27 protein-coding genes are annotated in these 22716 nt (G+C 35.4%); 22 read left to right on the forward strand and 5 right to left on the reverse strand.

All coding sequences use genetic code 11. From position 1 onward, the window contains the following. From CYP43_RS09740 to CYP43_RS07180, 6 genes are all read left to right on the forward strand, one after another. A partial coding sequence (locus tag CYP43_RS09740) for a M23 family metallopeptidase (RefSeq protein ID WP_258032186.1) occupies positions 1 to 569 on the forward strand: 569 nt, incomplete at its 5' end. Next, the gene (locus CYP43_RS09745) at positions 562 to 771 is read left to right on the forward strand and encodes a hypothetical protein (RefSeq protein ID WP_258032187.1); all 210 of its coding nucleotides are present in this window, start codon (positions 562 to 564) and stop codon (positions 769 to 771) included. The genes CYP43_RS09740 and CYP43_RS09745, both read left to right, overlap by 8 nt. Further along, on the forward strand, positions 768 to 1241 hold the full coding sequence (locus CYP43_RS07160; RefSeq protein WP_103583050.1) for a hypothetical protein: 474 nt from the start codon (positions 768 to 770) through the stop codon (positions 1239 to 1241). Before CYP43_RS09745 ends, CYP43_RS07160 begins: the two co-directional genes overlap by 4 nt. Before the next feature lie 2 nt (positions 1242 to 1243). Further along, a complete protein-coding gene (locus CYP43_RS07165; protein ID WP_180998661.1) occupies positions 1244 to 1711 on the forward strand; it encodes a hypothetical protein in 468 nt (155 codons plus the stop codon). A 165-nt stretch (positions 1712 to 1876) separates the two neighbouring features. Continuing rightward, positions 1877 to 2506 (forward strand): hypothetical protein, encoded by a 630-nt coding sequence (locus CYP43_RS07175; protein ID WP_141089844.1) that lies wholly within the window; start codon positions 1877 to 1879, stop codon positions 2504 to 2506. A 184-nt stretch (positions 2507 to 2690) separates the two neighbouring features. Next, positions 2691 to 2948: a hypothetical protein gene (locus CYP43_RS07180; RefSeq protein ID WP_219808135.1), complete on the forward strand. Its 258-nt coding sequence runs from the start codon at positions 2691 to 2693 to the stop codon at positions 2946 to 2948. A gap of 71 nt (positions 2949 to 3019) precedes the next feature. Here the strand turns inward: CYP43_RS07180 and CYP43_RS07185 are convergent, their stop codons facing one another. Continuing rightward, on the reverse strand, positions 3020 to 4051 hold the full coding sequence (locus CYP43_RS07185; RefSeq protein ID WP_103583054.1) for a 3'-5' exonuclease: 1032 nt from the start codon (positions 4049 to 4051) through the stop codon (positions 3020 to 3022). A gap of 63 nt (positions 4052 to 4114) precedes the next feature. On the opposite strand from CYP43_RS07185, the gene waaC reads away from it, so the two are divergent. Genes waaC through CYP43_RS07220 form a run of 7 tightly spaced genes read left to right on the forward strand, consistent with a single transcriptional unit; the run spans position 4115 to position 9968 of the window. Then, positions 4115 to 5089, forward strand: coding sequence for a lipopolysaccharide heptosyltransferase I (gene waaC, locus CYP43_RS07190; RefSeq protein ID WP_103583055.1), 975 nt, complete (start codon positions 4115 to 4117; stop codon positions 5087 to 5089). Next, positions 5082 to 5975: a lipid A biosynthesis lauroyl acyltransferase gene (locus CYP43_RS07195; RefSeq protein ID WP_103583056.1), complete on the forward strand. Its 894-nt coding sequence runs from the start codon at positions 5082 to 5084 to the stop codon at positions 5973 to 5975. Before waaC ends, CYP43_RS07195 begins: the two co-directional genes overlap by 8 nt. Beyond that, positions 5969 to 6673: a glycosyltransferase family 2 protein gene (locus CYP43_RS07200; RefSeq protein ID WP_103583057.1), complete on the forward strand. Its 705-nt coding sequence runs from the start codon at positions 5969 to 5971 to the stop codon at positions 6671 to 6673. The genes CYP43_RS07195 and CYP43_RS07200 overlap by 7 nt, the downstream gene beginning before the upstream one ends. Beyond that, entirely contained in the window at positions 6670 to 7731 is a 1062-nt protein-coding gene (gene rfaQ, locus CYP43_RS07205; protein ID WP_103583058.1) for a putative lipopolysaccharide heptosyltransferase III, read from the forward strand. Before CYP43_RS07200 ends, rfaQ begins: the two co-directional genes overlap by 4 nt. Before the next feature lie 4 nt (positions 7732 to 7735). Continuing rightward, complete coding sequence (locus CYP43_RS07210; RefSeq protein ID WP_103583059.1) at positions 7736 to 8809, forward strand: glycosyltransferase family 4 protein; 1074 nt, start codon at positions 7736 to 7738, stop codon at positions 8807 to 8809. Next, on the forward strand, positions 8806 to 9603 hold the full coding sequence (locus CYP43_RS07215) for a polysaccharide deacetylase family protein (protein WP_103583060.1): 798 nt from the start codon (positions 8806 to 8808) through the stop codon (positions 9601 to 9603). The genes CYP43_RS07210 and CYP43_RS07215 overlap by 4 nt, the downstream gene beginning before the upstream one ends. Next, a complete protein-coding gene (locus CYP43_RS07220) occupies positions 9603 to 9968 on the forward strand; it encodes a hypothetical protein (RefSeq protein WP_103583061.1) in 366 nt (121 codons plus the stop codon). Before CYP43_RS07215 ends, CYP43_RS07220 begins: the two co-directional genes overlap by 1 nt. A 189-nt stretch (positions 9969 to 10157) precedes the next feature. Here the strand turns inward: CYP43_RS07220 and CYP43_RS07225 are convergent, their stop codons facing one another. From CYP43_RS07225 to CYP43_RS07235, 3 genes are read right to left on the reverse strand one after another with little or no spacing between them, the layout of a single operon-like run. Beyond that, positions 10158 to 10928 (reverse strand): polysaccharide deacetylase family protein, encoded by a 771-nt coding sequence (locus CYP43_RS07225; RefSeq protein WP_103583062.1) that lies wholly within the window; start codon positions 10926 to 10928, stop codon positions 10158 to 10160. Continuing rightward, positions 10925 to 11974: a glycosyltransferase family 4 protein gene (locus CYP43_RS07230; RefSeq protein ID WP_103583063.1), complete on the reverse strand. Its 1050-nt coding sequence runs from the start codon at positions 11972 to 11974 to the stop codon at positions 10925 to 10927. Before CYP43_RS07230 ends, CYP43_RS07225 begins: the two co-directional genes overlap by 4 nt. Before the next feature lie 3 nt (positions 11975 to 11977). Continuing rightward, on the reverse strand, positions 11978 to 13006 hold the full coding sequence (locus CYP43_RS07235) for a glycosyltransferase family 2 protein (RefSeq protein WP_180998662.1): 1029 nt from the start codon (positions 13004 to 13006) through the stop codon (positions 11978 to 11980). An 86-nt stretch (positions 13007 to 13092) separates the two neighbouring features. Here CYP43_RS07235 and CYP43_RS07240 point away from each other — a divergent pair, with 86 nt between their 5' ends. Then, complete coding sequence (locus CYP43_RS07240; protein WP_103583065.1) at positions 13093 to 14265, forward strand: O-antigen ligase family protein; 1173 nt, start codon at positions 13093 to 13095, stop codon at positions 14263 to 14265. Between the two features lie 58 nt (positions 14266 to 14323). Here the strand turns inward: CYP43_RS07240 and uvrA are convergent, their stop codons facing one another. Then, positions 14324 to 17152: an excinuclease ABC subunit UvrA gene (gene uvrA, locus CYP43_RS07245; protein ID WP_103583066.1), complete on the reverse strand. Its 2829-nt coding sequence runs from the start codon at positions 17150 to 17152 to the stop codon at positions 14324 to 14326. 175 nt (positions 17153 to 17327) lie between these two features. Here uvrA and CYP43_RS07250 point away from each other — a divergent pair, with 175 nt between their 5' ends. The 8 genes from CYP43_RS07250 to CYP43_RS07285 all read left to right on the forward strand — a co-directional run bounded on the left by CYP43_RS07250 (position 17328) and on the right by CYP43_RS07285 (position 22715). After that, the gene (locus tag CYP43_RS07250; protein WP_021091598.1) at positions 17328 to 17612 is read left to right on the forward strand and encodes an NADH-quinone oxidoreductase subunit I; all 285 of its coding nucleotides are present in this window, start codon (positions 17328 to 17330) and stop codon (positions 17610 to 17612) included. A 108-nt stretch (positions 17613 to 17720) separates the two neighbouring features. Next, positions 17721 to 18134 carry a nucleoside-diphosphate kinase gene (gene ndk / locus CYP43_RS07255; RefSeq protein WP_087577781.1) on the forward strand — a complete coding sequence of 138 codons (414 nt, stop codon included), beginning with the start codon at positions 17721 to 17723 and terminating at the stop codon, positions 18132 to 18134. Between the two features lie 16 nt (positions 18135 to 18150). Beyond that, positions 18151 to 18510 (forward strand): hypothetical protein, encoded by a 360-nt coding sequence (locus tag CYP43_RS07260; RefSeq protein ID WP_085658309.1) that lies wholly within the window; start codon positions 18151 to 18153, stop codon positions 18508 to 18510. A 12-nt stretch (positions 18511 to 18522) separates the two neighbouring features. Then, positions 18523 to 18669 (forward strand): 50S ribosomal protein L32, encoded by a 147-nt coding sequence (rpmF, locus tag CYP43_RS07265; RefSeq protein WP_002942540.1) that lies wholly within the window; start codon positions 18523 to 18525, stop codon positions 18667 to 18669. A gap of 3 nt (positions 18670 to 18672) precedes the next feature. Further along, the gene (plsX, locus tag CYP43_RS07270) at positions 18673 to 19662 is read left to right on the forward strand and encodes a phosphate acyltransferase PlsX (protein ID WP_103583067.1); all 990 of its coding nucleotides are present in this window, start codon (positions 18673 to 18675) and stop codon (positions 19660 to 19662) included. A 3-nt stretch (positions 19663 to 19665) separates the two neighbouring features. Further along, positions 19666 to 20673 carry a beta-ketoacyl-ACP synthase III gene (locus tag CYP43_RS07275; protein WP_103583068.1) on the forward strand — a complete coding sequence of 336 codons (1008 nt, stop codon included), beginning with the start codon at positions 19666 to 19668 and terminating at the stop codon, positions 20671 to 20673. Positions 20674 to 20909: 236 nt separating this feature from the next. Next, positions 20910 to 21509 (forward strand): peroxiredoxin, encoded by a 600-nt coding sequence (locus CYP43_RS07280; protein WP_021091673.1) that lies wholly within the window; start codon positions 20910 to 20912, stop codon positions 21507 to 21509. Between the two features lie 123 nt (positions 21510 to 21632). Further along, positions 21633 to 22715 (forward strand): PilZ domain-containing protein, encoded by a 1083-nt coding sequence (locus CYP43_RS07285; RefSeq protein ID WP_103583069.1) that lies wholly within the window; start codon positions 21633 to 21635, stop codon positions 22713 to 22715. Position 22716 lies beyond the last annotated feature (1 nt).

Genomic DNA, 22716 nt, shown 5'->3' on the forward strand with positions numbered 1-22716 from the left:
ATAAAGATGATAAGCTTGGTATAAATTTATTAAGTAAAGAGAATATGGATGAATTTATTAGCTCTTTTAATGAATCAAAGAGTTTAACTAGAGTAGATAGTGGTATGTGGGAAGATGGGGATGAGGAAGTCTTAGTAAAAGTGGAGATGAGCAATGAGATAGTTTTTCCACTAAAAATCAAGCCTTTAAATAATAGAGGTATGGAATATGACCGGACGCTTATGTTGGGAGACAAGGGCGAGAGCCAAGCAATATTTGGCAGAAATAGAAACAATGGCAAAAGACAACACGCCGCAAGAGATCTATATACAGATATGCCTTTTAAAAAGAATGTAGACATAAAAACATTTAAGTCAGATGTAGAGATAGTATCTATAGCTGATGGCGAAGTAATAAAGACTGGTAATTTTTACTGTAAAACCGATCACATAACGATACAATACGACACAGTAGAATTTGGTAGCTTTATAATAAGATATGGCGAGGTTGATCCTTCAAGAGTAAAAGTAAAAGCGGGTGATATGGTGCGAAAAGGTCAGGTTATTAGGATATTCTGGACTAATGATTGATAACGGTGATCACCCAAATATAGTTGATAAAAAAATAGTAACCATGCTTCACTTTGAGTGCTTTACAAATGGAGCCAACAAAGATGATCCTTTAACCGTCACCAATGATCCAAACAATAAATTTAAAAGGCGTAAAGACTTAGCAGATCCTATTGAGATATTAAAAGAGGGATATAAAAATACTTTTGGGGAAATATTATGAGGATAATCTTTAAAATAATCTTAGCTTTACTTATAGCTGTAAATTTATCATTTGCAACAGATGATTATATAGATGATTATTATGATAGCTGGAAGCAAAAGACAATATCAAAAAAGTTTTTGAGTCAAGGTTGCAAAACAATATCAAAATACATTTGGAATGAAAGCAAGGTTTCCTATCGTCAAACAAATATATTAAATATATACAAAGAGCCTATTTTAAATTTATATGGAGACTACGACTTAAAAATTAAAGAAATACAACATCTAAAAAATCAAAAATGCAAAGAGTGTAATAAAAATTTTTGTTACGACTTTAATTTTAAGTGGTTAAACAACAAAAGTCTTTTGGTACAACTATATTTTCATGCTGATAAATATTCTAAATCAAGCTGTGAATTATGGCTATATGAAGAAGAAGATGGTAGCGTAGATGTATATAGTTTTACGTCTAAAAATTTACCCGATTAATAATGAACGATATATTTATGAAATCAATCTTTAAAATAATCTTAGCTTTACTTTTAGCTGTAAATTTATCATTTGCAACAGATGATCATGATAATAGCTGGGAAAAAAAGACAATACCTAAAAAGTTTTTGAATAAAGACTGTAAAAAGCTTGCAAAGAAAATTTGGGTTGAAAGTATGGTCACTTACCGCAGAGATACAATATTAAATATGTACAAAGAGCCAATTTTAGATGTTCTCATTTATGAACCTCCTATAAAAGACATAGAATGTATGAAAAATATAAGATACAAGACCTATGATGCAAATAACTATTCTTATGACTTTGATTTTAAATGGATAAACAAAGACACTCTTTTGGTTCAGTTCTTTGACACTAATCCTGAAAATATCTGTGAGCTATGGCTATATGAGGAAAAAGACGGTAGCGTAGATGTTTATAAATTTACATCCAAAAATTTACCTGACTAATAAATTTGATAAAAGAATAGAAGATGTAACCTACTTTAGTAGCCGAATATGGAAAGTATGCGATAATGAGTGCTGCTTGGTTTTGGCTTTCCAATAATTTGCACAAAATAGCAGATGAGAGTAAAAATGACTCAAATAACGAAAATGTAGTGGATAAAATAACTTATGTTATTAATAGGGGGACCGACAACCAAAGCAAAAGAGATAGAAAAGAAAATTACACAAGGATTAGAAATGCTGAAATTTTTCAAATTTTTAAATAGTGCATTTTTATTATTATCATTGCTGGCTTGCAATGGTATGGGAAAAGATGAAATACCAAATTTTAAATACAAAGACACATCTAACTATTATTTTAAAATAGGCAGTGATAGCTATTCTGTAAAGATTTTACGTAATTATAATGAGGACAACCTGGGGCGGGCGATAGACATAAAAGAGTGTGCTATTATTTACAAAGAGAAAATGAAAAAATGGAGTTTTTGTTACGACGATATGTCTATGTGGAGCGTTACGGCTAGTGGTAATATAATTGAGTTTAAAGGCGGAACCCAAGACAGAGATGGAAATATAGTGGACTTTTATATACTTTTTAAAAAATTAGTATCGGAATTTTATTTGTATGAGTACATTTGGAAATTTGGGTATATAGATAAAGCTACAAACGATGAAAAGATTAGTAAAGTAGAAAATTACTATACGAATCATGATAAAGATGATAGACTTTATATAAATCAAATCACTCCAAAAATTCTTAATGACATGAGAAAAAATTTTATGAAAAATAAGCAGTAACTAGGTAATTTGAGCAACATATTAAAAAGTAAATATATTTATAGGACAAAAATTTATATGTTTTTGAGCTCTTAATACTTAGCAAAGCCACTAGAATATCGACCGGAAAATTCAAATAAATAGAAAATAGTGAGGTAAAGGTAACTTAACAGTCATAGATGATCCAATTAGTATCAGAAATATTTTGCAAAAAGCAAATATAATAAAAGATTTCACTACAAATTCTGGTATAAAACTTGGCGACAAACAAGACCAAATTTTAAAGAAACTAGGTAAACCAAACGATCTACAAGAAAAAAACGCCATTTCTATCGTCACCTACATCACTGAGCAAAATGAAAGCAAACTCTTACAAGAATTTGATATGTCACTCTACTATGAGAAATTCATCTTTTCTAATGGAGTTTTAAAAGAGTATGAATTTGGATTTGAGTACCCGTGATATTCCGCGGATCAGGATATTAATTCCATAGAGTAGCAAAAGATATTTTACGGCCTAAAAGCGTAGAATTTTTACTCTTCGTCCAAATTTATTTCAGGTAGTTTTTCTTCTATAAAACTCTTATCTTTTTTGGTAGCTGGTGTAACTTCGCTCGCTTTTTTTAAAAGCCCATCAAGCCCTTGTCTTGCCAAACGCTCATTTAGCTGCTCTGGCGTATCTTTCACACCATCAAGATCGCTTAAATCGTCAAATTCTTCATCGTCTTCTTTTTGGATCTTTATCTCGTAATCAAGCTTGCCATTAAGCCTTGCTAACTCGTCGCTTATCGCAGAGCAAAAGACCTCGCTATATCCCCTGTGAGCGCAGTTTTTGGTTAGAAATTCACTCATCACATTTAGGTGATTTATGTAGTCATCTTGCAAGATATTTGCCTGCAAAAGCTCAAATTTCAAAAAGAGCCAGTAGGTGTTAAGCACGTCGCTTTCGCAGTATTCATTTATCTTATCAAGCTCGCCTGCATAGTATAGCTCAAGCACCTGATCGCCGTGCACGTCGTACTTGCCAGGTAAATTTAAACTAGCGCAAAGTGTGTCAAGCTTTAGTCCTCTTACGCTTCCAAAATCGCTTATAAAATCAAGCAGATCAAGGTGAAATTTAGGCGAATACCTTGCCCTATAATTTTCCCATTTATTTTTATTTAGCTCTTTGTTTTCGCTCTCGTAATACGCCGCTGCATTTAGATTGTAGCGCATCGCACGCACCATTAGCATCGGTAGGTCAAAGCCACGGCCGTTAAAGCTAACAAGCCTTGGGTTATAGTCATTTATAAATTTTAAAAATTTAGCGATGATCTCGCGCTCATCCTTGCCCTCCATCGTGCTAACTTTTAAAAATTTACCGTACTCATCAGCCATTACCGCAGAGATCGCGACCACTCTATGAAACATCACAGGCAAAAAATCACTACCACTGGCCTCTTTTTGCAAGGCCATCGCTTGCACGCTCACATCTTCATCGCTCCCATCAATGCCATAAATTTTTCTTATCAAATTTGCATCAGGTATCGTCTCGCAGTCAAAGACACAGATGTAACTTTTCGCCATTTTAGCCCTTTTTTAAGCATTTTTTTTTAAAATCATACCAAAAATTTATATCTAAAGTGATCAATGCAAAATAAAAATCAACTAAAAATAGCCATCGTCAAACTCTCCGCTCTTGGGGATATCGTGCATGCAGCTATTGTGCTTCAGTTTATCAAAAAGCACTATCCAAATGCTCATATCACGTGGCTAGTTGATGCTCGTTTCGCAAGCCTTTTAAAAGATCATCCGCTTATCGACGAGCTAGTCGTTTTACCACTTAAAGAGAGCTTTAAAAAGAGCTACAAGATCATAAAAACGCTTGGTAAATTTGACAAAGTGATCGATCTGCAAGGACTTTTTAAATCAGCTGTCGTCGCAAAAATAATATGCAAGCAAACTTATGGCTTTAGTAGAGAAAGTATCAAAGAAAAGATCGCAGCTAGGCTTTATAGACATAAATTTAAAATTGATTACAACGAAAATATAATCATTAGAAATTTGGCACTTGTGGCTTTCGCTCTAAATTTTAGCTTTGAAGCAAGTGAAATTTTAGAAAAAGCACCTTGCTTTGAAGTAAGTGAAATTTATAAAAATGAAAGTGGTAAAAAACGCGTTTTAATCGCTGCCTTTGCAAGCGAAGAGAGCAAAATTTATAACAAATTTAAAGATGTGATTAGGCTACTTGATGGATGTGAAATTTACCTTTGCTACGGAAGTGAGAGCGAGAAAGTAAGGGCTGAGGCGATCATCTCAGGCACCTCAGCAAAGCTACTTGAAAAACTTAGCATAAAAGAGATGATAAGCTTCATTACAAGCTGTGATTTAGTAATTGGCAACGATAGTGGCCTAACGCACCTTGCTTGGGCTGTAAATAGGCCTTCTATCACACTTTTTGGCAACCGTCCAAGCCACAGAAATGCTTACATCACGGATAAAAATTTAGTTATAGATATGGGCAAGCAAATAGACGCGAGAAGTATCGATAAAAACGACTTTTGTATAAAAGAAATTTACCCAGAAACAGTTGCAAATTTTGCAAAAAGGCTACTTCATGGATAAGCTATATCTAGCTGGCTTTTACACCTTGAAATTTTTTATATTTTTACTGCCTCACTCACTTCAAAATTTGCTTGCAAAATTTTTAGCTTTTGCGTTTATGAAACTTAAAAAAAAGAGATTTCATATCGTTATGACAAATTTAGATCTTGCGTTTGGCGAGTCAAAAACTAAAGAAGAGAAGCTAGAAATCGCAAAAAAATGCTACTACAACTTTGCAAAATATCTTGGTATAAATTTCATCCTAAATCAAAACACGACAAAGCAAAAGATACTTGATCAAGTTGTTTTTAAAAATGAGCATTTTTTACTTGATGCGATGAAGTCTGGCAGGCCTATCATAGTTACAACTGCGCATTTTGGGCAGTGGGAGATATTTGGCCTAGCAGTTGCAGCTCATTTTGGACCGTCTTCAGTGCTTGGCAGAAGGCTTGATAGCAGCGTCATGGATAAAATTTTAAGAGCAAATAGATCGCAGTTTGACGTGGAGCTCATTGACAAAGATGGCGGCGCAAAAGACATCTTAAAAGCGCTAAAAGCTAGGCGAATAGTGGGAATTTTAGTCGATCAAAATACCGCTCCAAAAGATGGCATAAAGGTGAAATTTTTTGACAAAGATGTACTTCACACACCAGCTGCGAGCGTGCTAGCTCAAAAAACAAACGCCCTAATAATTAATGCATTTATCTATCAAAAAGATGAAAATATAAGTGAAATTTGCTTTTCGCCAGCCATTGATATAAATAAATTTGACAAAGAAGAGGCGGTGCAAAAAGTAACGCAAATGCAGTGTAGCGCGTGCGAAGAGATGGTTAGAGCAAGGCCTGAGGAGTACTTTTGGTTTCACCAAAGGTTTAAGAGATTTTACAAAAATGAATATAAATGCTAAGTGTCGTCATCTTAACTTTTAACAGCCAAAAATATCTGCAAGAAGTGCTAGAAAGTACAAATTTTGCAGATGAGGTCATTGTGGTTGATAGTGGCTCAAGCGATGGCACAAAGCAAATTTGTCAAAATTTTAGTAATGTTAAATTCTACGAGCAAGCATGGCTTGGATTTGGCGCACAAAAGCAAAAGGGAGTGGATCTAGCTAAAAATGAGTGGATCTTTGTGCTTGACAGCGACGAGGTGATCACTGATGAACTTAAAAACGAGATCATAGATACGCTAAAAGAGCCAAAATTTATGGCTTACAACGTAGCTAGGCTAAATTTTTTCTTTGGTAAAGCGATCAAAAATATGGGGCTCTATCCAGACTACACAGTGAGGCTTTTTAACAAAAATTTTGCCAAATTTGATGGCAGAGCCGTGCATGAAAAGGTCATTTTAAATGATGACTCACAAAAGCTTGGAACGCTTAAAAATCACTTCTTGCATTACGCATATGAGAGCATCGAGCAGTTTATCGCTAAGCAAAATCGCTACTCAAGCATGGGCGCAAAAAAGAATTTATTTAAAGCTCTAACAAGCCCAGCGTGGACATTTTTTAAGCTTTATGTGCTAAAAGGCGGCTTTAAAGAGGGCTTTGCGGGCTATGTTATCGCTAGACTTTACGCTCAGTACACATTTTGGAAATATATAAAATGAAAATACTTGTAATTAAATTTAGAAATATCGGCGACGTACTTTTAACCACGCCACTCATTGAAAATTTGCACCACTACTACCCAGACGCAACCATCAACTTTGCCCTAAACAAAGGCACAGAAGCGATGATAGAAGGAAATCCTTACATAAACAAAATCCACATTTACGATAGACAAAGTGCAAATTCTGGCTTTTTTAAAAAACTAATTACTGAGATAAAATTTATAAAAGCCATCAAAAAAGAAAAATACGATATGGCCGTACAAACAACCACAGGGGATCGCGGCATCATCATCTCAAAATACGCAAAGATCAAAAAAATAGTAGGCTTTCTTGGCAAAAATCAATCAATAAATAAACTTCTAAACGTCAAAGCGAAATACTATGAAAATTTTTCACATACGATCGATCATAATCTAAACGCTTTAAGAGCTTTGGGGTTTGAACCGGTTAGCAAAAAGGTGAGCGTATTTTCAGACGAGAGCGTGGAGCATCTAAATTTACCAAAACGCTTTGTACATATGCATCTTACAAGTCGCTGGATGTTTAAATGCGCAAACGATGAGAGCATGGCAGAGCTCATTGACTACTGCGAAAATGAGCTTGACGTAAAGGTCGTGCTAACAAGCGACAATAAAGAAAATGAGCTAGAAAAGCTAGCAAGCGTACTAAAAATTTGCAAGAGTGAGCCCATAAATTTAGGCGGCAAGCTAAATTTGAAACAAACGATCGCCCTATCAAAGTGCTCAAGCCTTTTTATCGGAGTGGATACAGCTATCATGCACATCGCTGCGGCAAATGACGTGCCTGTGATCGCTTTTTTTGGTCCAAGCAATGCTTTTGAGTGGGGGCCTTGGGATAACTCACTCATGGAAAATGGCTACACAGCGCAAAATGGCATCCAAAATATGGGCAAACACATCGTCTATCAAAAAGACTGGGACTTTGTACCTTGCGATAAAGAAGGTATAGCAAAGCATGGCATAGAAAAGACCTTGATGGATTTTAGCGACGAAATGCCAAAAATAAAAGCCAAAATAAAAGAAATTTTAGGATAGACGGATGAATATTCTTCACACGCAGACACTTTTTAACTGGGGTGGCGAGCAAAATAAGACGCTAAACGAGATGCGTTTTATGCGCGAGATGGGTCATAATGTCATACTTTTTTGCAACCCAAACTCTCAGATAGAAAGCATTGCAAAAGAAGAAGGCTTTAGTGTTATAGTACAAGAGATGAATAAGAAAAATTTTCATAAAAGCGTGCCAGCACTTTGCGAAGCGATAAGCTCAAACAAGATAGATGCCTTGATCACGCATGGCTCGACTGATAGCTGGGTTGGAGCCGTTGCTGGACTATTTTACCGAAGCAAAGGCGTTAAATTTTACAAGGAAAGGCATAATCTTTTTCCTATAAAAGGCTTTCTCTCAAAACTCATGCACAAAAGACTATTTGATAAAATTTTATACATCTCAGATAGTGTCAAAGAGTACCTGCTAAGCATCGGCGTTAGCAAAGATAGGCTAGTTTTTATGCCGAGTACGGTCGATGTGGAGGCGATAGATGCCACAAAAAGCACATTTAGAGATGAGTTTAATATATCTCAAGATGAACTAGTTATCGGTACTTTCACCTCTCTTTACCGCAAAAAAGGCGTCTTTGACTTTGCAAGTGCCGCAAAAGAAATTTTAAAGTCAAAGGATGCGACTATTGTATTTTCTGGCAACATTAGTGACAGCACAAAAGAGCAGATCGCCTCTATGTTTGATCAAAAAGATAAGATTATCTTCACTGGCTTTAGAAATGACGCAGCAAATATTATAAAAAGTTTTGATATCTACGTCTTTGCATCGCACTCTGAGGGGCTTGGTACAGTTTTACTTGAAGCGATGAGCTCAAAAGTGCCAGTCGTTGTCTATGACAACGCGCCGATGAACGTACTAGTTAAAGATAGAGAGCGTGGGCTTTGTGCTAAAAATTTAGATGAAATTTCACTAAAAGAGTGCATTTTGGAGCTGATAAATGAGCCTGAAAAAGCTAAAATTTACTCTCAAAATGCCTTTAAATTTGTGGATGAAAACTTTAGCCATAAAGCGCTAAAAGAAGCTATTAAAAATTTACTGGAGCAAAAATGAACTACCCAGTTTGCGTGCTAACGATGCACCACTGTAATAACAATGAAAATGACTTTGCCATTAAACCAGAGCTATTTAAAAAGGCGCTTTTGATGGCGTTAAATGAGGGCTATAAATTTATAAACTACAACCGGTTTAAAGATATAGCTAGTGGCCGAGCAAAAGCCTCAAGAAAGAGCATTTTACTAACTTTTGATGACGGATATTTTGATAATTATAAATTTGCATTTCCTATCCTAAAAGAGCTAAAAATTCCAGCTGTTTGCTTTTTGATAACAGATAAGATCAAGGATTTTAAAAGACAAGATTACGACTTTGCATTTAAAAAACATAAAGAAATAGACTACGAAAAAGATGCAGAGTATTTTTTAAATTTAGACGAGATTAGGCAGATGCAAGAGAGCGGGCTTTTTGAGTTTGATAGCCATACAGCGAGCCACTTTTCTTGCAAAAGTAACGATGAAACAAAGTTAAGAGAGGAATTTTCAAGCTCGCTAGCCAAGATAAAAGAGCTATTTCCTGAAAAAAAAGAATTTGGCTTTTGCTTTCCAAAAGGGCACTTTAACGAGCTTTCACTAAAAGTTGTGAGAGAGTATTATGACTTTGCCTTTAGTGTGATAGATGGTGGATTTTGCGCAGGAGATGATAAATTTAAGATAAGACGTATCGATATATCAAACAATGCAAAGAGCGAGAGTGACTACATTTTTAGGATCAAAAAGAAGCTTTTTATCTATTCTACACCAGTGCTAGGAAATTTGTATTCAAATTTTAGAAATAGAGGATATAAATAATGCTTGAAGCATTAAATGAGGCTTGTAAAGAAATTTTAAAAGATAAAAAACGAGCCTTAATCGCTCTCACTGGGCTTCACGGCAGTAGCAAAAGCACACTTGCAAAGCAAATTAGAAAAAATGGATTTAAAAACTTTAAACCTTACCAAATCGCTGTAATCGATGATGATGTAATGAGCCTAAATTTATTTATAGCTCGTCCAAAGATAAAGATCAAAAGTGATCATCAAGATGAGTTAAAGCCATTTTTTAAATTTATCATGCCGTTTGTAAAAGTCGTAATATACGTAAGCGCAAATCCACTTTTACGTATAAGTAAATGCGACATTCTTTGTGTTTTAAATGCTGATGAAGAAGCTGCTTGAATAGCTGGAATTTATAAGAAAACTTGAGCAAGTATTCAAGCAGCACACAAAAACAAATAGATAAAAAAGAACTTGATCTAGCGGGTCTTGAGTATAAATTTAAATTAGAGTTCAAATCACCAATAAAGCAAAATCTTACAAAAACATATAGCCAAAAATGAAAAAATTTTTACCAAATAATTTAGCCCATTAAGACCTTATCGCCGCGTAGATAGAGCCTAAAATATCATTTTGATATATAAACATGGTCTTTTTTAGCCATTTCTCATCACGTTTTGTCACTATCCGTTTTATCTCTTCAAGATTGCCGTCAGCTTTATTAATGCCACGTTTTGTAGTAAAAAACGCGCTGTATCCGTGCTTTTTAGCAGTACTTAGATACTTGTCATTATATTTGCCTCTTGGCCAGCAAAGTGCGTTGTCTTCAAAGCCAAAGTTTTTCTTCATAAACTCACGGCAAAGGCCAAATTCCTCGTCCAAACTAAGCTGCCCAAAATATCCATCAAAATGACCATGCGTATGTGAGTGAAAGTAAAAACAATCACTCATTTTCTCGATCTGCTCTAAATTTAATATTACATCTTGCGGCCTACTTGGAGCAAGCCTCTTGCACTCGTTGTGATCAACATTTAAAAAGTTAGCAGGCCTCATCTCGTGTGCCTTTTGTGCCGCTTCTATCCAGCCAGTAATTATAAAAATATTTGCCTTTAGCCCAAATTCCTTCACAATAGGATAGGCGTAAATGTAGTTATCCATCCAGCCATCATCAAATGTTATGCAAACGCTCTTTTTTGGCACCTCAAGCTCGCCTTTTTTATAAGCGATAAACTCATTTATACTTAGCGTTTTGTAGCCATTTTCAGCCAGAAATTTCATATGCGATCTAAACTCATCCACGCTACTAGCGATAAAGCCGCTCTTTTCAAGCACGTGGTGATACATCAAAACCGTTACGCTCATTTTACAAGTTCCATATATAAATTTTGTGTGTTTTCTATCATTTTTTCGATGCTAAATACCTCTTTTACGTACTCTCTGCCAAACTCGCCCATCTGTTTTCTTAAATTTTCATCCAAAATGAGCCTTTCAAGCACCTTTTTTAGCCCCTCTTTATCGCCATTTTGAAATAAAAATCCACTCTTTCCGTCGCTTACTGCCTCGCCAAGACCACCCACGTCGCTTCCGATGGTAGCCAGCTTACACGAAGATGCCTCAAGCAGCGCTCCACCGATAGCCTCCATATCTGAAGGCAACACACAAATATCAAGAGAGCCCAAAAAATCGCTCACATCGGTTCTATTGCCAAGCATAAAGATATTTTTTTTATCTTTTATATATTCTTGTAAATTTTTATTTTGCGGGCCATCACCTACGATAAAAAGGGCTGATTTTTCTAAATTTAACTCGCTAAATGTATCGATTAAGAGCTTATGATTTTTAGCAGCTCTTAACACTGCTACAATACAAATGCCTATTACATCGTCACTTAAGCCAAATTCTTTTTTCATATTTATCTTAAATTCTGGTGTATATTTTTGCGTATCGATGCCTGTATAAATTTTGACAACTTTTTCTTTTTTCACGCCTCTTTTTATAAGATCCTCGCATACTGAGTCACAAACGCCGACTACTTTTGTACTTATATTATAAGGCAAAGGCGATGTTATAGGAAGCTGCAAATGCCTAGTACGAACCACACTAACGCCACAAATTTTACCCACAATCGCCCCAATGGTACCATCTTTCCCTGAGTGTGTTGAGATGATTTTTATATTATTTTGCTTTACAAATTTGCAAATTTTTAAAATTTCAAAGATATTGAAAGACTTTTTGAGATTAAACTCAACGAATTCACACTCTATTTGCTTCTCAAAGCTTTTTGAGCCAGGATTTAGCCCATAAAAAACCTTAAATTTACTCTTATCTAGCCCATTTATCACACGCTGTGTACGGTGTTCTTGCCCACCAAATCCAAGAGAGCTTTCAAGCTCAAGTATATTTATCATTTTCTACTCTTTAAATTCTTTCATTTTTTTATTTGACAAAAAGCCATTTATTGTATTAAAGATTTTTAAAATTTTTGATACATTTTCGTACGATTTTATATTTTTTAGCACTTTAAGCAAAATTCTTTGTTTTAATCTAAGCTTTGAAAAACCAGATGAGTTTATGATGCTATCACTATCTGCATAAAAAAGATCAAGTGCCTTTACATAGCTACTATTTTTTAGATTTGGTCTCGCTAAAATAGCTGGCATATAGACGCTTTTTATTTTTCTAAGCTCTAGATCTGACACCATTTCAAGAGCTAAATTTTTGTTTTTTAAAATTGAGATTATGTCGTCATAGACAAATTTATGATCCATCACAGCTTTTAGTTTTTCAAAGCCAGCAGTGTTGTTATCTCCGATCTTATAATAATAAAATGCCTTATTTAGCTTTACAAGAGTTTTTGAAGCGATAACATTTCTCACTACAGTGTGAAAGTCTTCAGCTTGTGTGATCCCAACTGGAAATAAATTTTCTTTTAAAATTTTAGTCCTAATCGCCTTGTTTGCCGCATTATGCAAGACTTTGTTGTGCCTTGAGGCTAAAAGTCTTTTTAGGTACTCATTTTTATCGATTGCACCATCCTCTTTTGTCTCAAAATCCTTCAGAAGGAGCTTTTTATGACCATAGACCTTACACATATCTGTTATCACTATGTCGGCATCAAATTTCTCTGCAATATCATAAACACTTGAAGCATAATCTTTTTCCACATAGTCATCAGCATCTACGCAGATAGTATATTTGCCACTAGCTAGCAATATACCGTCATTTCTAGCAGCACTAACACCGGCATTGCTCTTTGTTTTTAATATTATTTTATCTTTATATTCTTCTAATATTTCTAGCGTATTGTCAGTACTTCCATCATTAATAACTATAATCTCAATATCATCCATGTCTTGAGATATAAGCGAATTTAAACAATCCCTAATGTGCTCTTTTTTGTTAAAAACAGGCACTACAAAGCTTATTTTCACATTAGGCACGATACTTCCTTTTAATTTTTGTTTAATTGTATATTATTTTTAGTTCAGCAATGATAAAATGTCCACTTAAATTTTAAAGGATCTGCATGAAAAACGACATTGTCTCTAAGCTCTACAATCTCTTTTTGGTTATTGTCTTATTTACACTGCCGGTAACTGAGGGTTTAAAACAAATTTCACTCACACTTTTCGTCTTGGCTGGAATTTATATTTGCGTCAAAGAAAAAAGGCAATTTAAATTTGATCTCATAAATATCTCGCTTTTTATCTTTGTTTTGGCTACTTTTATAAGCTGCCTTGTAAATGGAGTTTCTGCATCAAGAGCGCTTGATCCACTAAGGTGTATGCTATTTTTCTTTGTGGCTAGAAGTGTTGGTATAGAAAAAATAAATTTTAAATTTTTATTTTTTGCCTTATTTGCCGGTTTTATCGCTGCATTTATTCCAGCTTGTATTAAGAAATTTACATCAAGTGATCCGACTGCACTTTTTGAGCTTAAATCAATAGGGCATGTAAATCATAGTGCTATTTTTATGCTACTAGTTTTTTGTGTAGCATTAGTTTCGATAAATAGCAAAGAAATTTTTGAAAAGTATATAGGCATAAGTGTTGCCGGATTTTGCGTCCTTGGTATAATGATAGCTGGCTCTAGAGCTGCAATGTATCTTTTGCCAATCATTATTTTTACTTGCTTGCTTTTTGAAATTTTAAATAAACAGATAAAAATAAAATTTTTATTAAGTTTGATAATTTTATTTGGTGTAATAGCCATTTCTTATATGTACATATCAACAAATATCACTCAAGATCAAAGATTGTATAGTCAACTAACAAAGGGGGTCACTGGATCAGAGACTAGATATCCAATCTTTGCTAGCGCATTTTATACGTGGTTAGAACACCCTTTATTTGGGATAGGTTCTGGTGAGTTTAAGATCATTGATATAACAAAATATTTTCCAGGCAATGTTGAAGTTCATGTTAGTCACGCACACAATACCTTTTTAACATTTTTAACCGAAAAGGGTATCATTGCATTACTTTCATATTTGGTATTTCAACTATCACTATTTATAAAATTTATTAAAAATTTTAGACAAAATAGCATAGTTTTTCTTGCACTTTTAATGCTTGTTTTTCAAAACGTCATCTCTCTTGTAAATACAACGTTTCACCATGAAAATGCACTTTTAATGCTGTTATTTTGGGCACTAGCTACAAGTGCTATAGATGAAAAATCGACCTTAAAAATTAGCTAACGCTCCAACATGCCTCAACCGTTTTAAATTGTATAAAGAAACGGTTGAAGCAAATTTTTTATTTTTTATTCATCTCCTCAAGCTCTTGTGCTAGAAATTCCCCTGTGTAGCTGCCAGTTTTTTTATAGTTTTTAGCTACTTCTTTTACGTTGCCGCATGCTATCACTTTGCCGCCTTTTGCGCCGCCCTCTGGTCCCATATCTACGATATAGTCGCAGTTTTTGATAACATCCATATTATGCTCGATCACAAAGACTGAATTTCCAAGATCAACTAAGTGATTTAGCACCTTTACTAGCCTATCGACATCGGCAAAATGAAGCCCAGTCGTTGGCTCATCAAGGATATAAAGCGTATTTCCGGTATCACTTCTACTAAGCTCTTTTGCTAGCTTCACACGCTGCGCCTCGCCACCACTAAGTGTGACTGCATTTTGTCCAAGCGTGATGTAGCCAAGCCCTACATCTTGCAGTGTGGTAAGTTTTGAAGCGATCTTTGGCACAGCCTTGAAAAACTCAACCGCCTCATCTATGCTCATATTTAGTACTTCGGCGATGTTTTTGCCTTTGTATAAAATTTCCAAAGTTTGAGCGTTATATCTAGCACCATTACAAACGTCACAAACCACGTTTATATCAGGTAAAAAGTGCATCTCGATAGTGATCTCGCCCTCACCTTGGCACTTCTCACAGCGCCCACCTTTGACATTGAAGCTAAAGCGCCCTATTTTATAGCCTCTAAGCTTTGCCTCTTTGGTCTGTGCAAATAAATTTCTTATCTCATCCATCACGCCAGTATATGTCGCTGGATTTGAGCGTGGGGTGCGGCCGATCGGGCTTTGATCAAGATATATGACCTTGTCTAAATTCTCAAGTCCGCTTAAATTTACCCCAGCTATCTTTTTTACCTTTTTGGCTCTATTTAGCTGCTCCTGCGCCTCTGGAAGCAAGGTCTGAAGTATTAGCGAACTCTTACCAGATCCTGAAACGCCAGTGATACCCACAAGGTTTCTAAGTGGAAATTTTGCGGTTAAATTTGAGATATTGTTGATATTTACATTTGAAATTTCAAGCCACTTCTCAGCTTTTCTATTTTTTTGATAGTCGATCTTTTTCTTACCGTTTATGTATTGTGCGGTCTGAGTGTTTGAGCTTAAAAGCTCTTTTGCCGTACCTGCAAAGACCACATTACCACCAAATTTACCAGCTCCAGGGCCGATATCTACGATAAAATCAGCCTCTTCTATCGTCTTTTTATCATGCTCGACGACGATTACAGAGTTGCCTTTGGCTTGTAAATTTCTAAGCGTTTTTATGAGTTTTAGTGTATCTCGCTCGTGTAGGCCAATACTTGGCTCATCAAGCACGTACATGACGCCACTTAGCCCACTTCCTATCTGGCTGGCGATCCTGATGCGCTGTGCCTCGCCACCGCTGATCGTCCTAGCATCACGTCCAAGCGACAAGTAGCCAAGCCCCACGTCATACAAAAAGAAAAGCCTCTCGTTGATCTCTTTTAAGATAGGCTTTGCGATCGCCTTGTCGTAGTCGCTAAGATATGCGAAATTTTTCTCATTCGAGAAAAAAGCGGTGCAGTTTTCTATGCTCATATCTAAAATTTCACCAAGTCCAAGGCCAGCGACCTTGACCGCTAAACTTTGAGGCTTTAGCCTGTGACCGTTACAAGCGTCACAAATTTTCTCACTCATATACTCATCAAAGTCTTTATAATCCTTCAAAAGCCCGTGTGAAATTTTAACAACACCATCAAACTTTCTAAGTAGTTTATTTCGCTTCCAAAAAAACTCAACTTCTTTGACATTTCCATATAAAACAAGCCTCTTTTCATCTTCGCTAAGCTCATAATAAGGCTTTTTGATATCGATGCCATTTTGCTCGCAAAAAGCAAGTAAAAATTTATAATAATAGCTCATGTTATAGCCATAAAGTAGCTTGATAGCACCGTTTTCTATCGACTTTTCCTCGTCGATGATCTTGCTCATATCTAGGCTATATCTTATGCCAAGTCCGTCGCAGTGCTCGCAAGCACCCTTTGGTGAGTTAAAGCTAAAACTAAGTGGCTCAAGCGGCGTAAATGAAATTTTACAATCAAAACAAGCCATGTGCTCGCTGTAATGTATAAAGCTCTCTTTTAAGCCCAGCTCATCAGCGTTTGCGATCTCTATCTCGACCTCGCCAAAACTCTCATTTAGCGCCTTTTCTACGTCACTTGCAAGGCGTTCGTGATTTTGCTCATCGATAGCGATCCTATCAACGATGACCTTGATCGTATGTTTTTTCGTTTTTGCAAGCTCGATCTCCTCATCAAGCCTCACTACCACGCCATCTATCTGCGCTCTCACAAAGCCTTTTTGACGTAAATTTTCGATCAAATCCGCCCATGTGCCCTTTTTCTCACGCACTAGCGGCGCATAAATGATCACCTTTGAACCAAGCGGGAGCTTTGAAATTTCATTTATGATATCGCTTGCACTCATTTTTGAGATAGGTTTGCCACATTTATGGCAGTGCTGCACGCCGACCCTTGCGTACAAAAGCCTTAGATAGTCATAAATTTCTGTAATAGTACCAACTGTCGAACGAGGGTTTTTAGAAGTCGTCTTTTGATCGATCGCAATAGCCGGCGTTAAACCCTCGATCTTATCGACATCAGGCTTGCCCACACGGTCTAAAAACTGCCTAGCATAGCTGCTAAGGCTCTCCATATATCTTCTTTGCCCCTCAGCATAGAGTGTATCAAAGGCTAGCGTGCTCTTGCCACTGCCACTAAGACCGGTAAAAACTACTAATTTATTTTTTGGAATTTTGAGATTTATATTTTTTAAATTATGTTCTCTTGCGCCAGTTATTTCAATAATATCGTTCATTAAATTTATACAACCTTTTTAAAATTTTTAATCTGTAAATTTAGTCTAAAAGTGATAAAAGATTTATAAAGTAGTTTTTCTAAAATTCAAGATCGTAGTTAAATTTAAGGGCTTATTTATATCATTTTCAGCTTTTTTTGATATTCTACACCAAATTTTAATCTAAGGAGAAAAAATGTCTGTAAAAATAACTGATATATGCATAAGCTGTGGTTCATGTATTGATGAATGCCCAGTTTCAGCTATCGTTGATGATAGCGACAACCCAACTGGAGCAGATACATACTATGTTTATTCAAATAAATGCGTTGAGTGCGTAGGCTATAACGATGAGCCAGCCTGTGCTTCTGCCTGTCCAACTGATGGTTGTATCGTATGGGACGCTGTTGTAGCAGGACAACCTTCTCGCGATCAGATCGGTGCTGATGCACGCAATGGCTCTATTCCAGTTATTCAATAAATTTATATTTATAAATTTTAGGCTCGATTTGAGCCTATTTTATTTTTAAGCTTTATTTGATATAATTGCCAACTTCAATTTAAATAACCTAGATTTAAGGAAAAATTTATGCAAAGAACACTTTCTATTATTAAGCCTGATGCTGTTAAGAAAAATGTTGTTGGAAAAATTATAGATAGATTTGAAAGTAACGGCTTAAGAATCGCAGCTGCAAAGAAAATCCAACTTAGCAAATGCGATGCAAAAGCATTTTATGCAGTTCATAAAGATAGACCTTTCTTCAACGATCTAGTCGAATTTATGATAAGCGGGCCAGTTGTGGTTATGGTTTTAGAGGGCGACAATGCAGTTGCTAAAAACCGCGAGCTAATGGGTGCAACTAACCCAAAAGAAGCAGCTCCTGGCACTATAAGAGCTGATTTTGCTGATAGCATTGATGCAAATGCGGTTCACGGAAGTGATAGTCTAGAAAATGCTGTGAATGAAATAAATTTCTTCTTTGCTTCAAGAGAAATTTGCTAATTTTAGGTCAAGAAAATTGATTATATCTTTTTCTAAAATAGCAAACAAAGATATAAGCTTTGAGCTAGTAGGAAATGATAATTTAGTTTTTATTGGAATTTTAAAAAGAAAAGACCCTTTTTTGGTAAAATGCCAAGGCAAAATAAAAGGGAATATAAATTATGTTTGCGATCGATGCGGTGAAGTATTTATGCTACCTATCGATCAAGATGTAGAGCTAAATTTAAGTGACGGTATTTATAAAGATAGCGAAAATGAGCTTAGCGATACGATGGAATTTTTTGATGGCAATATTGATTTAAAAGAAGTCCTTGAGAGCGAGCTAGAAGCTTTTAAGAGTGATTATTTCTATTGTGAAAAATGTAAAAATTTATAAAGGAGAGTAAAAATGGCAGTACCAAAGCGAAGAGTGAGTCATTCTCGTGCAGCAAAACGCAGAACACATTATAAAGTTACACTTCCAGTACCTGTAAAAGACAAAGATGGTTCTTGGAAAATGCCTCACCGTATAAACAAAACTACAGGTGAATATTAAAATATGATTCGCATTGCTATCGATGCTATGGGTGGTGATTTTGGTGCAGATCCTATAATATTTGGTGTTATTGATGCACTAAAAGAGACAGAATTTAAAGCTGTATTAGTCGGCGATAGCAGTGTCATCAAACCACTCATTCCACAATCTTATTTAAAAAATATCGAATTTTTAGATGCTAGCGAAGTTATCTCAATGGCAGATGGCGCAACTGATGCGCTTAAAAGAAAAGATAGTACGATCTACAAAGCAATTGAACTCTTAAAAAATAGGGAAGTTGATGCTGTAGTTTCTGCTGGTCATAGTGGTGCAACTATGAGTTTAGCTACTCTAAGAATCGGCAGGCTAAAAAATATCTCTCGTCCAGCAATTGCAACACTTATGCCAAATTCAAAAGAGTCTGCGACTTTGGTTTTAGATGTTGGTGCAAATGTTGATTGTAGAAGCGAGCATTTGTTTCAATTTGCCATAATGGGTGAAGCCTATGCAAAAGAAATTTTAGGTAGAAAAGAGCCAAAAGTTGGTCTCTTGTCAAATGGTGAAGAAGAGAGTAAAGGCAATGAAGTTAGCAAAGAAGCATTTAAATTAGTTTCTAGGCTTGATAGCTTTGTTGGTAATGCAGAAGGCAATCAAATTTTTGATGGTAGTATCGATGTAATGGTTTGTGATGGTTTTATGGGAAATATTCTTTTAAAAACTAGCGAAGGTGTTGCAGATGCGATAGGCAAAATCATCAAAAAACAAATTAAAAAATCACCTCTTGCTATGGCTGGCTCTGTACTCATGAGAAAAGTTTTTAAGACGCTTAAAAAGCAGGTTAGCTATGACGAATATGGCGGTGCACCACTTCTTGGCGTAAATGGTTGCGTTATCATAAGTCATGGTAAAAGTAATTCAAAAGCTATAAAAAATGCAATTTTTCAAGCAATAAAATTTGCTAATTCAAACATAAATAAAGTTATCGAAGAAGAACTTTCGCACTTTGCAAGGTAAAATATGCCAAAAGCTTCACTGATTTCTATCGCTTCTTACATTCCAGAAAAAATTCTGACAAATTTTGACTTTGAAAAGATGGTTGAAACGAGTGATGAATGGATAGTAAAGCGAACAGGTATCGAGCAAAGGCATATTGCAACTAACGAAACAACAAGTGACCTTGGTACAAAAGCTGGTGAATTAGCTATAAAACGCTCAGGACTTGATAAATCTCAAATCGATGCAATCATCTGTGCCACAATATCTCCGGATCATCTTTGTATGCCTTCTACTGCTTGCAAAATAGCTGCAAATTTGGGTCTAAATTATGGAGTTACAGCATTTGATATAAGTGCGGCTTGTACAGGTTTTATTTATCTTTTAGAGCTTGCAAATTCTCTCATTGTTAGCGGTGCCAAAAAAAATGTATTAATTATCGGAGCCGAAAAATTAAGCTCTATTGTTGACTATACAGATAGAAGCACTTGTATACTATTTGGTGATGGAGCAGGCGCGGCTGTAATTAGTAGTGGTAATGAAAATGAGATCATTGATATCCATACAGCAAGTGACGGCAAGCAAGCTGAACTTTTAATAACTCCAGGATGCGGGAGTGTATTTCCAGCCAGTGAGGAAACACTAAAAAATAGATTAAATTTCATTCATATGAGTGGAAATGAAGTTTTTAAAATAGCAGTTCAAACACTTAGCAAAAGCGTAATAGAAATTCTGCATGCAAACAAAATGCAAAGCGAAGATATCGATTTTTTTATACCTCATCAAGCAAATATAAGAATAATAGATGCAGTAAAAAATAGATTAAATTTTAAAGATGAGCAATGTGTCTTGACTGTTGCTAAATATGGCAATACAAGCTCTGCTTCAATTCCGATGGCTATAAATGATGCCTATGAAGACGGCCGTATCAAAAATGGTTCAATTTTGCTTCTTGATGCATTTGGTGGCGGCTTTACATGGGGATCAGCGATTCTAAAATTTGGTGGAAAAAATTTTAGCGACTTACAATAATTACAGCAAGTAATTTTCTAAATTTTTAGTAACGCTTTTACTAATTTCTTTCAAGTATTCTCATCAATAAAATTTTTAAAATTCAAATTTTTAACACTTTTAACAAAAATCCATTTTCTACTCTTATCAATAACGCTAAATTTACTACAAAAAATTTCTAAAATATGTTTAAACTAAATTTAATTTTGAATAGATATAATTTCGCAATCAATAAAATTTATTATTAAGGAGAACAAATGTTAGTAACAAAAAAAGCACCTGATTTTACAGCTGCAGCAGTTTTAGGAAACAATCAAATTGTAAATGATTTTAATCTTTATAAAAATATTGGTGAGAAAGGCGCGGTTGTATTTTTCTATCCAATGGATTTTACTTTTGTTTGCCCAAGCGAAATTATCGCATTTGACAAAAGATATGACGAGTTCAAGTCACGTGGTATCGAAGTTATCGCAGTTTCATGCGACAACCAATTCTCTCACTTCGCATGGAAAGAGACCCCAGTAAACAAAGGCGGTATTGGTAAAGTTCGCTTCCCTATCGTAGCTGATATGACAAAATCAATCGCTCGCGGATTTGACGTACTTCTAGAAGATGCTGGTGTGGCACTTCGTGGCTCATTCTTACTAGACAAAGATGGCACTGTTCGCCATGCAGTTATCAATGATCTTCCACTTGGTAGAAACATCGATGAGATGATAAGAATGGTAGATACTATGCTATTTACAAATGAGCACGGCGAAGTTTGTCCAGCTGGCTGGAACAAAGGTGATGCTGGCATGAAACCAAGCACTGAAGGTGTTGCTGACTACCTTTCACACAACGAAGGCAAACTATAATCAACAGAAATTTCTAGGTATCCTTTACCTAGAAATTTCTCCTCCAAATAAATTTAAATACTTTTTTAATATAACTTTTTATATCATAGCCTTGGCTTTAATCAATAACATTCCGGAGACTACATGGATTTTAAAGGCAGGCAAGAGCTTGTAATAAATTGCGAAGATAGCATACTTAAATTAAGAGATAAATTTATCGATGACGGTATCAAATTTTGTAGGCAGCTAACATTTATCGTGCCGCACGATCAGGTAAAAATTTGTCTTGAAAACATTTTTGATACACTGCTTATTCAAAAGCCAAATGCTACGCAGCTACAAGATGATTTAAATAATCTAATACTAAAATCAAATGCAAGAGATGAATTAATCAATTTTCTACTTTTAAATTTGACCTTAAATTTTAGTCACTCTTGCGACAACAGTACCTTCGTAGGCTATTTCGTAAATGCCGTTTCAAGAATCAAAGAAATTTTATGTGGTGCCAAAGACCAGCAAGAAACAAATGTAAAAGATATGATTGAAACCGGAACATTTTTTTATGAAGATCCGATCAATACATTCACTCGCATGAAAAAGGCCAAGGTAAGGCCAGAGCTTTTAAATTTATATGATGGATTAAATATAAAATATGAGGCTGAAATTTTAGAAGTTAAAGAAGATAGTGTCGTTTTTCGCGTGGATATGATGCAAATTTTAGCCATGAAACAAGACGGCAAAGGTTTTATTTTGCCAAATAGCTTTTTCTCAAAACCATTATGCGCTGATATTGTTAATTACAATATAGTCAATAAAGGTGTCACTCTTTCAAATTTCTTACGAAATACGACGATGTACGCATATAAAAGAAAATTCCAACGTATCTTGCCAAATCGTTTCACCAAAACTATTATCAAAGGCAAGCAAGACAAGATCGAAGGTAGCCTTTATGATGTTTCCGAGGGTGGCATAAGCGTATTAAGCCCGCAAACTACAAATTTTCAAGATGGAGAAGAACTAGAAGCGACCTTTGATATCTCAATCGCGCCAGATAAAGTAAAAAACGTGACTTTAAAGCTAAGACTTGTTACAGAGCTAGCATATAAAGGCTACATTAGATACTGCATGAAGCTTATCGATGATGATGAAACGATAAAAGATTTTACACAAAAGCGCATAAAAGAGACACTTGATGAGCTTCGCTCACGTATAAATTTATACGAATAAG

Origin of the sequence: Campylobacter concisus (assembly GCF_002913045.1) — a bacterium.
Taxonomy (GTDB): domain Bacteria; phylum Campylobacterota; class Campylobacteria; order Campylobacterales; family Campylobacteraceae; genus Campylobacter_A; species Campylobacter_A concisus_AP.